Raw genomic sequence first — 8808 nt, 5'->3', positions numbered from 1 at the left:
AATCCCCGAATCCCCGAATCCCCGAATCCCCCGAATCCCCCGAATCCCCCGAATCCAAGGAGCCATGCCATGAGCCTGCCCAACATCATCAAGTCCTTCGACCGCGTACCCGCCGACATCGTCGCCCAGGCCGCGAAATTCCAGCCCGCGATCCTGGCCGACGTGGCCGGCCGCCGCGGCGCGCTGCACGGCCGCATCAGGGCGTTGCGCCCGCATATGAAGCTGGCCGGCACCGCCTTCACGGTGGAAGTGCGCCCCGGCGACAACCTGATGATCCACGCCGCGCTGGCGCTGGCGCAGCCCGGTGATGTGCTGGTGATCGATGGCAAGGGCGACCAGAGCAGCGCGCTGATGGGTACCATCATGATGAATGCATGCCGCCAGCGCGGCATTGCCGGCGTGGTGATCGACGGCGCGGTGCGCGACAGCCTGGATATCGACGACATGGATTACCCGGTGTTCTCGGTGGGCACCAACCCCAACGGCCCGACCAAGGAAGTGGGCGGGCGCATCGGCCACCCGGTCTCGGTCGGCGGCGTCACGGTTCACCCCGGGGACTTCATCTGCGGCGATGCCGATGGCCTGGTCGTGGTGGAGCGTGAAAAGATCGCCTCGCTGCTGCCGCTCGCCGAGCACAAGGAAGCCGCCGAAGCGCGCCGCATCGCCCAGATAAAGGAAGGCAAGACTAACGCGCCGTGGCTGGTTGCCTCGTTGATCACCGCCGGCGTGCTGAAAGAGGGAGAGACGCTGTGAGCACCAAGCCTGCCATCCTCGTCACCGCGGCTGACCTGGCGCCACAAGCCGAGGCATTGCTCGGCGATTACGAAATCGTCTATGCCGGCAAGACCCCCCAGCCCGCCGATCTGGTGGCGCTGGCGCAGCGCCACAACCCGGTCGGCATCATCGTGCGCTACGGCGCCGTGACCCCGGAAATCATGGACGCCGCCCCCGCGCTGAAGGTCATCTCCAAGCACGGCAGCGGCACCGACACCATCGACAAGCCCGCCGCCGCAGCGCGCGGCATCGAGGTAACGGCAGCGGCTGGCGCCAATGCCGCAGCCGTTGCGGAGCAGGCCCTGGCGTTGCTGCTGGGCTGCGCCAAATCCGTCGTGACGCTCAACGAACGCATGCATGCCGGCCACTGGGACAAGGCCACGCACAAGAGCTTCGAACTGGCGGGCCGCACCATTGGCCTGATCGGCCTGGGCGCCATCGGCCGGCGCTTCGCCAGGATGTGCGATGCCATGGGCATGCGCGTGATCGGCTTCGATCCATACGCCCGCGACCTGCCGGACTATATCGAGTCCGTGGACCTGGAAACGATCTGGAAGGAGTCGGACGCAATCTCGCTGCACTGCCCGCTGACCACCGACAACAAGGCGATGATCAACGCGCAAACGCTGGCACGCTGCAAGCGCGGCGTGATGCTGGTCAACACTGCACGCGGCGGGCTGATCGACGAACCCGCACTGCTGGCCGCGGTGCAGTCCGGACAGGTGGCCATCGCAGGGCTGGACAGCTTCGCGGTCGAGCCGATGACGGTGCCGCATATCTTCCACGGCCAGCCTGGTTTTCTGCTCAGCCCCCACATCGGCGGCGTGACCAGCACCGCCTACGTGAACATGGGCGTGGCAGCCGCGCAGAACACGCTCGGCGTGCTGGCCCGCGCGCAAGCCCAGGTTCTGGCCAAAGCCTGAAGACCGAAGCCGGCCCCCGTCCGGGCCAGGGAAAACACAAGGCAGGAGACACCATGAACACCAAACCGAACCGCGCATCGGCACTGCGCCGTTGCGCGCTGGGCGCGATCGCCTTCATCGCCCTATCCGCCCACGCACAAACCTGGCCCGACAAGCCCGTCAGGATCGTGGTCCCGTACCCCCCAGGCGGCGCCGTAGACGCAGTCACCCGAAAAATGGCCCAATGCCTCACCGAACAAACCGGCCAGAGCTTCGTCGTCGAAAACAAGGCAGGCGCCACCGGCACCATCGGTACCGTGCAAGTGGCGCGCGCCCCGGCCGACGGCTACACGCTGCTCGCCAACGACACCACGTATTCCCTGCTGCCGCACATTTTCAAGAAACTGCCGTTCGATTACGCGAATGACTTGCAGCCGGTAGCCGCTTTTGTGTTCGCGCCGATGGCCGTGGCGGTAAAGGCCGACAGCAGGTTCAAGACCATGAGCGACCTGATCGCCGCCGCGCGCGCGGGCGACGGCAAAGTGAGCTACGGCTCAGGCGGCGCCGGCACCACGCCGCATTTCGCCAGCGAAGCCCTGGGCGTGGCCACCAGCACGCACTTCATGCACGTGCCGTTCAAGGGCGCGGGCGAGGCCACGCTGGCGCTGCTCGGCGGCACGGTGGATTACCAGATCGCTTCCACGCCCGGCGTGATCGGGCAAGTCAAGGGCGGCAGCCTGCGCCTGCTGGCGGTGAGCGGCGACAAGCGCCTTGCTGCGCTGCCCAATGTGCCGACGTTTGCCGAGGCAGGAGTCAAGGGCTATGGTGTAGTCAACTTCACCGGCCTGTGGGCGCCCAGGGGCACGCCGCCGAAGGTGCTGGAGCGCCTTCAGAAAGAAGTGGCTGCGGCCATGGCCTCCCAGGGCATGAAGACCTTTGCCGAAGGCATTGGCGCGAATCCGGGCTACTGGGATGCATCGGCATTTTCCAGGCAGCTTGCCGAGCGCACGGCGTTCTGGGGCAAGGTGGCGGCCAATACCGCTTTTGAAAGGCAATAAACCATGTTCCTGCTGAATGCCCCGGAAGTCCGTGAGCTGGACGTTTTTACCCGTATGCCGGCGAAATACCGCCAGCCCAGGCGCACGATCTGGGCCGATGCCAACCAGGGCGGGCGAGAGATCGATGCCTTCCTGGAAGGGCCGGTGTTCGACAGCGCCGGCAATCTCTATGTCACCGATATCCCCTACGGCCGCGTCTTTCGCATCGATCCAACGGGCGGGTGGGAGCTGGTGGCCCAGTGGGACGGCGAGCCCAACGGCATGAAGTTTCTCAGCGCGGCCGAACTGCTGGTGACGGACTACCGCAATGGCCTGATGCTGCTTGACACGCGCAGCGGAACCGTGGCGCCTTACCTTGGCCGCCGCAATACCGAGAGCTTCAAAGGGGTCAACGACCTCACCATCGATTCGCAAGGGAACATCTATTTCACGGACCAGGGGCAGACCGGGCTGCACGATCCTACCGGCCGCGTCTATCGGCTGAGCGCCACGGGCAGGCTGGAGTTGCTGCTGTCCAACGTGCCCAGCCCCAACGGCATTGTGCTGTCCCCGGATGAGAAGTTCCTGTTCGTGGCGGTGACCCGGGGCAACTGCGTCTGGCGCATGCCGATCCTAGCCGATGGCAGCGTATCCAAGACCGGCCAGTTCTTTACGTCATACGGCCCGAGCGGCCCGGACGGGCTGGCCATGGATACCTCCGGCCGGTTGCTGGTGGCGAACCCGGGGCTGGGCTACGTCTGGGTGCTGAACCACCGCGCCGAGCCGGTGCAGGTGCTGCGTGGCCCCGCCGGGCATTCCCTGACCAATCTCGCCTTTGGCGGCGCGGCCGGCAAGACGCTGTTCGTGACGGACTCCACCGCGGGAGGCATCCTGTGCATCGAAATGGATGTGGCCGGGCTGCCGATCGTCCCACGCAAGCATTCAACGGGAGGCCCGGCATGACGCAACGCTGGAAGCACAGCCCGGAGGGCAGCCACTGGGGCGAGTTCGGAGACGACGACCAGCGCGGCCGGATGAACCTGGTGGACAGGGCCAAGGTACTGCAGGGCATCGCCGAAGTGAAGGAGGGGATGACGTTCTGCTTGTCGCTGCCGCTGGACGTGCCGGGCGGCTCGGCGATGAATCCGCGCCGGCAGCCGCCGCGCCGCTTCGCGGTCCTGCGCGACGGCAAGAGCGCGGGGCAGCAGGGCTTCTGCTGGTCGTACGCGTCAGAGGATCCGACCATCACCGATGTGGTCAACGATGACGTGGTGCTGATGAGCCTGCAGTACTCGACGCAGTGGGACAGCCTCGCACACATTGGCAGTCACTTCGACGCCGATGGCGACGGCGAGCCGGAGGCGGTCTTCTACAACGGCTTCAAGGCGGGAGAGCATATCCGGCCCGGCCATGAAGTCAGCGGCGCCGAGCCCTGGGCGCGCTACCAGGATCCGGTGGCGCAAGCGCTCAGCATCGCGGTGCTGGCGGAGCACGGGGCGCAAGGCCGCGGCGTGATGCTGGACCTCGAACACCATATCGGCCGCAAGCGCCATGCCGTCGGGTACGACGAGCTGATGCGCATCCTCGAGACCGACAACGTCCAGGTGGAAACCGGCGACATGGTCTGCATCCACACCGGTTTTGCCGACACGCTGCTGGCGATGAACGGCAACCCGGATGTCAAGCACCTGCATGACAGCGGCACCGGCCTCGACGGCTACGACAGCAAGCTGCTGAACTGGATCGTCGACACCAGGCTGGCGTGCCTGCTGGCCGACAACCCGGCGGTGGAACTGGTGATGCCGAAGCCGTTGAGCCCCTCGCCGATCCGTGGGCCGCGCCTGCCGCTGCACGCGCATTGCCTGTTCAAGAACGGCATTCATCTTGGCGAGCTGTGGTATCTGACGCCGCTGGCGCGCTGGCTCCGCGCGCACGGGCGCAGCCGCTTCCTGCTGACCGCGCCACCGCTGCGCCTGCCCGGCGCGGTTGGCTCGCCGGCGACGCCGATTGCCACGGTCTAACCGGCCGCTTTATCGAATTCAACGCATTGCAAATCGACGGGGTCGAAGACATGCACAAGAAGTTTGTCGCCAAGTGGCTGATGGTGTCCCTGCCCCTGTTCGGGGCTACGGTTACCGCCAATGCCAACGCCGCTGGCTATCCGGATCATCCGATTCGCCTGGTGGTCCCTTACCCGGCCGGCGGTGCGGCGGACACCGTGGCGCGGATCCTGGCCGCCCCCCTTGGCGCGAAGCTCGGGCAGACGGTGGTGGTCGACAATCGTCCAGGTGCCAGCGGCGTCATTGGCGCAGGCGCGGTAGCGAAGGCGGCGGCCGACGGCTACACGCTGCTGCTCGACGCTACCGCCCACTCGGTCAACCCCAGCCTGCAGCCCCGGCTGCCGTACGACACCAGCAAGGACTTCGTCCCGGTTTCGCTCGTCGTGCTGGTGCCGAATCTTCTCGTCGTGCCGCCGAACTCGCCGTTCAACAAGCCCCAGGACCTGATTGCCGCCGCCAGGGCAAAACCCGGCAAGCTGAGCTATGCATCCGCCGGTCCGGGAACCGCACAGCATCTGGCGGCGGCCTTGTTCAGCCAGCAGTCCGGGCTGAACCTGCTGCACGTGCCGTACAAGGGCGGTGCGCCGGCGCTGAGCGACCTGATGGGCGGTCAGGTGGACCTGATGTTCAGCAACATGGCGGCCTCGTACCCGCTCGTCAAAGGCCAGAAGCTGAAGGTGCTTGCCACCACGGGGACCAAGCGCGCTCCCGCGCTGCCCGATACGCCCACCGTGGCAGAGTCCGGGCTGGCGGGCTACCAGGTCTACGAATGGAACGGGATCTTCGCACCCGCCGGCACGCCGCCGGCGATCGTGGACCGGCTTAGCACCCTGGTGCGGCAAATCCTCCAGTCGCCAGAGGTGAGGCAACGCTTGCTTGCCATCGGCGCCGAGCCGGCCGGCTCCACCCCGGCGGAGTTCAAGCGTTTCGTCGATGGCGAAACAGCGAAATGGGCGCGGGTCATCAAGGACGGGAGCATCAAGCCTGAATAGGCGCCGGAAAGTGCAGGGCGCGGCCCGACAGCCTCCCGTACCCATTTGCCTCACCCTCGGCAGGCCCCTGCGCCGTGCAAATGCAAAAAGCCCGTGCGGCGAGAACCGTACGGGCTTTGGAATCTGGTTGCGGGGGCAGGACTTGAACCTGCGACCTTCGGGTTATGAGCCCGACGAGCTGCCAACTGCTCCACCCCGCGGGCCGAAATATACGCGGGTTGGCGGGCAATGGATAGTCCTGATTGGAATTATTTGTCAGCATCGCCTATCGGTCTCGTTAGTGCGGAGCGGGCCAGGTGCGCGTTGACGGCGCGCGAACGGGGCAGCGGGCGCGAGATTGCGCGAGCTTGCATATGATTTATGCGGCACCCTAATCGAATTTGAGTGGCAGGGGCAGCCCGCCAGCTTCATGCCACGATCGCCGGAGCCGACCCCGTGGCAGCCGGTTTCGCCAGAGCCCGAAACGCCTGCTTTCAGCCCACGCTGCCTTCCTTCGGCTCCGGCACGAGACTGAACTGCGCGGACAGGTCGTTCTCGTCACCCAGCGGACCATCGGTCCGCACAAGCCCCTTGGTGGTGAGCTTGGTCAGTGTCCGCACGGCCTGGATCGGGCTGACGCCCGTGGCCTTTGCGACCTGATATGCATCCATCGGGGTGCCCGTTTTCTTCAGGGCGTCGATTACTGCCTGGCGAGTGTCGTGGTTGTTGTTCATTTCCGGGCGTAGGTTGAGTCTGCTCAGACTAGACGAGGTGGCCGGCCTGCGCAACCCCGCATTCTCGCGGATAGATCAGTCCAAAAAGTTGCGCCATCGCCATCGCGCGTCAGAATAGAGGGTCTGACGGCAAGCATCGCAAGAATAATGAAGCAAACACTACTTCTGATTGATGGCCTGAACATCCTGCGCCGGGTTTACGAAGCCAACCCATCGGAAGACATTCCGGCCAAGGTCGAAGGGGCTGTGCTCTCGGCCCTGGCCTCGTTCCGCCGCGCCTTGGCCGAATGCAGGCCCACGCACGCGCTGGCGGCATTCGATGCCGGCGGCAAGACGTGGCGGCACGCGCTGTATCCGCAATATCGCCAGCACCGCAAGCCCATGGACCCGGAGCTGGCCGACGTCATTCCCGATTTCCGCCTGACGCTGACGGAGGTGCTCGGGCTCCAGACTGCCTCGGCCGACGGTTACGAGGCGGACGACATCATCGCCACCGTCTTCTACCGCTGGACCGCGAGCAAGGAGGGGCAGGCGATTCCGGTGAGCACGGACAAGGACGTGCTCCAGCTGATCGCCGACGGCGCGATCGTACGCAACCATTTCGCGACGGCGAAGAACGGCGAGCCGTCCTGGTTCGACGAAAGCTACGTCATGGACAAGTTCGGCGTCGGCAGCCACCAGCTGGCGGATTACCTCGCCATGCTGGGAGATAGCACGGACGGCATTCCCGGCGTCGAAAAGATCGGGGCGAAGACCGCCGTGAAGCTCCTGCAGCGCTATGGCGACCTGGAGACCGTGCTGGCCAACGCGTCCGGGGAGAAAGGCGTGATCGGCAAGAACCTCGCGGAACAGGCACATCTGGCACGGCTTTCCCGCCAGTTGCTGTCCCTCAAGACCGATGTCCAGCTTGGACTGACGTGGAACATGCTGCGCATCGGCGACGCGGCCGGGGACCCACCCTGATGCCCGGTTGTTGCCTTCGTATGAGGGCTGAGCGTCGCAGAACGACCCAGAGCGGTCCTCATTTGCCATGAGTGCGGACGTCTGCTAGCGGATCCACAGCGGGCGCCCTGTCGCGCACTCGACTCGCACACGCCAACTCGTCTTTTGTAGCGGATATCCGCAAACCGTCGTATCTAACCTCGCAAAAACGCTTGTCCTGCCAGACAGGTTGAATATATGATTCGTATATGATTTATATATGGAAGATAACGTGGGCATCGTAAATATAGACGACGACTTGCACGATCAGATACGTAAGGCTAGCGCGGTGTCGTGCCGGTCGATCAACGCGCAAGCGGCTTTCTGGATCAAGGTCGGCATGTTGTGCGAAATGAACCCGACGCTGAGTTTCAACGAAATAGCTACCCGCGAACTGAGAGCCGCAGGCGTCGTTCCGCAAGCGGTGAAAGTGTCGTTGACATGACCAAGCGACCCGAAGAAATCGCATTGATGGCAGAGTCGGGCCGGTTGCTGGCAGGTGTATTTGGCTGTCTGGATCAAATGAGCCTGATCGGCATGTCCACCATGCAGGTGAACGACCTGGTCGATAGTCTCATCGTCAATGAACTCAAGGCTCGCCCGGCAAGCAAAGGACAGTACGGTTACGCCTACGCGCTTAACTCTTCACGCAACCATGTTGTTTGTCACGGTGTTCCGTCCACGACAGAGATCCTGCAAAGCGGAGACATCGTTAATTTCGACATTACGCTCGAGAAGAACGGCTACATCGCTGACTCCAGCAAGACCTATCTCGTGGGAGAGGTGTCTCCACTGGCTAAACGGCTCGTGCAAGTAACCTACGAAGCAATGTGGAAAGGAATCAAGGCCGTTCGCCCCGGCGCCAGACTTGGCGATGTAGGTCATGCTATTGAGCGGCATGCTCGCAGAAATGGCTATTCCGTCGTGCGGGAATATTGCGGACACGGCATCGGGCGTGAAATGCACGAGGAACCGCAAGTGCTGCATTGGGGAAAGCCGCAGACGGGCTTGACGCTGCGCGAAGGCATGGTGTTCACCATCGAACCCATGATCAACCAGGGGCGGCATTCTGTTCGAACCGAAGAAGACGGCTGGACAGTGGTCACGCGCGATGGACAACTGTCGGCGCAGTTTGAGCACACCGTGGCCGTGACCCAAACGGGCGTCCAGGTTTTGACGCTCCGATCCGAAGAAAGGGTGCCCAACTGATAGCTTGACGGCTGTGGGCCACTCATTTGAGAGAAGAGTTCATTCGATGGCAGATCGCGGATCGTAAACCGACATTCATTCGTCGATCATGAAGGACCGACATTGGCCGAGGGACTAAACCGCTCGCGCGGTAACCCTCC

At 64.1% G+C, this 8808-nt stretch carries 10 protein-coding genes and 1 tRNA gene; 9 read left to right on the top strand and 2 right to left on the bottom strand.

Translation table 11 applies throughout. From position 1 onward, the window contains the following. The first annotated feature begins 69 nt into the window (after window positions 1–69). From CF70_RS26670 to CF70_RS26645, 6 genes are read left to right on the top strand one after another with little or no spacing between them, the layout of a single operon-like run. Window positions 70–753, top strand: a complete 684-nt coding sequence (locus CF70_RS26670) for an RraA family protein (RefSeq protein WP_035872052.1) — start codon at window positions 70–72, stop codon at window positions 751–753. Next, the gene (locus CF70_RS26665; protein ID WP_035872049.1) at window positions 750–1697 is read left to right on the top strand and encodes an NAD(P)-dependent oxidoreductase; all 948 of its coding nucleotides are present in this window, start codon (window positions 750–752) and stop codon (window positions 1695–1697) included. Before CF70_RS26670 ends, CF70_RS26665 begins: the two co-directional genes overlap by 4 nt. 53 nt (window positions 1698–1750) lie before the next feature. Continuing rightward, window positions 1751–2734, top strand: coding sequence for a Bug family tripartite tricarboxylate transporter substrate binding protein (locus CF70_RS26660; RefSeq protein WP_200876815.1), 984 nt, complete (start codon window positions 1751–1753; stop codon window positions 2732–2734). A 3-nt stretch (window positions 2735–2737) separates the two neighbouring features. Next, window positions 2738–3676 (top strand): SMP-30/gluconolactonase/LRE family protein, encoded by a 939-nt coding sequence (locus tag CF70_RS26655; RefSeq protein ID WP_035872046.1) that lies wholly within the window; start codon window positions 2738–2740, stop codon window positions 3674–3676. Beyond that, window positions 3673–4734 (top strand): cyclase family protein, encoded by a 1062-nt coding sequence (locus CF70_RS26650; protein WP_035872043.1) that lies wholly within the window; start codon window positions 3673–3675, stop codon window positions 4732–4734. The genes CF70_RS26655 and CF70_RS26650 overlap by 4 nt, the downstream gene beginning before the upstream one ends. A gap of 50 nt (window positions 4735–4784) precedes the next feature. Beyond that, window positions 4785–5765, top strand: a complete 981-nt coding sequence (locus CF70_RS26645) for a tripartite tricarboxylate transporter substrate binding protein (protein ID WP_051649054.1) — start codon at window positions 4785–4787, stop codon at window positions 5763–5765. 124 nt (window positions 5766–5889) lie between these two features. On the opposite strand, the gene CF70_RS26640 is transcribed toward CF70_RS26645, so the two are convergent. Together CF70_RS26640 and CF70_RS26635 are read right to left on the bottom strand one after the other, a co-directional pair. Next, a tRNA-Met gene (locus CF70_RS26640) sits at window positions 5890–5965 on the bottom strand. A gap of 273 nt (window positions 5966–6238) precedes the next feature. Next, window positions 6239–6478: a helix-turn-helix domain-containing protein gene (locus CF70_RS26635; protein WP_035872040.1), complete on the bottom strand. Its 240-nt coding sequence runs from the start codon at window positions 6476–6478 to the stop codon at window positions 6239–6241. Between the two features lie 147 nt (window positions 6479–6625). On the opposite strand from CF70_RS26635, the gene CF70_RS26630 reads away from it, so the two are divergent. The 3 genes from CF70_RS26630 (at window position 6626) to map (ending at window position 8668) form a co-directional block, all read left to right on the top strand. Further along, window positions 6626–7441, top strand: coding sequence for a 5'-3' exonuclease (locus tag CF70_RS26630; protein ID WP_035872037.1), 816 nt, complete (start codon window positions 6626–6628; stop codon window positions 7439–7441). Between the two features lie 250 nt (window positions 7442–7691). Next, entirely contained in the window at window positions 7692–7904 is a 213-nt protein-coding gene (locus tag CF70_RS26625; protein WP_035872055.1) for a ParD-like family protein, read from the top strand. Then, window positions 7901–8668 carry a type I methionyl aminopeptidase gene (gene map, locus CF70_RS26620; protein WP_035872032.1) on the top strand — a complete coding sequence of 256 codons (768 nt, stop codon included), beginning with the start codon at window positions 7901–7903 and terminating at the stop codon, window positions 8666–8668. The genes CF70_RS26625 and map overlap by 4 nt, the downstream gene beginning before the upstream one ends. Window positions 8669–8808 lie beyond the last annotated feature (140 nt).

Source organism: Cupriavidus sp. SK-3 (assembly GCF_000611145.1).
Classification (GTDB): domain Bacteria; phylum Pseudomonadota; class Gammaproteobacteria; order Burkholderiales; family Burkholderiaceae; genus Cupriavidus.
This window is presented reverse-complemented; position numbering and strand designations above follow the sequence as displayed.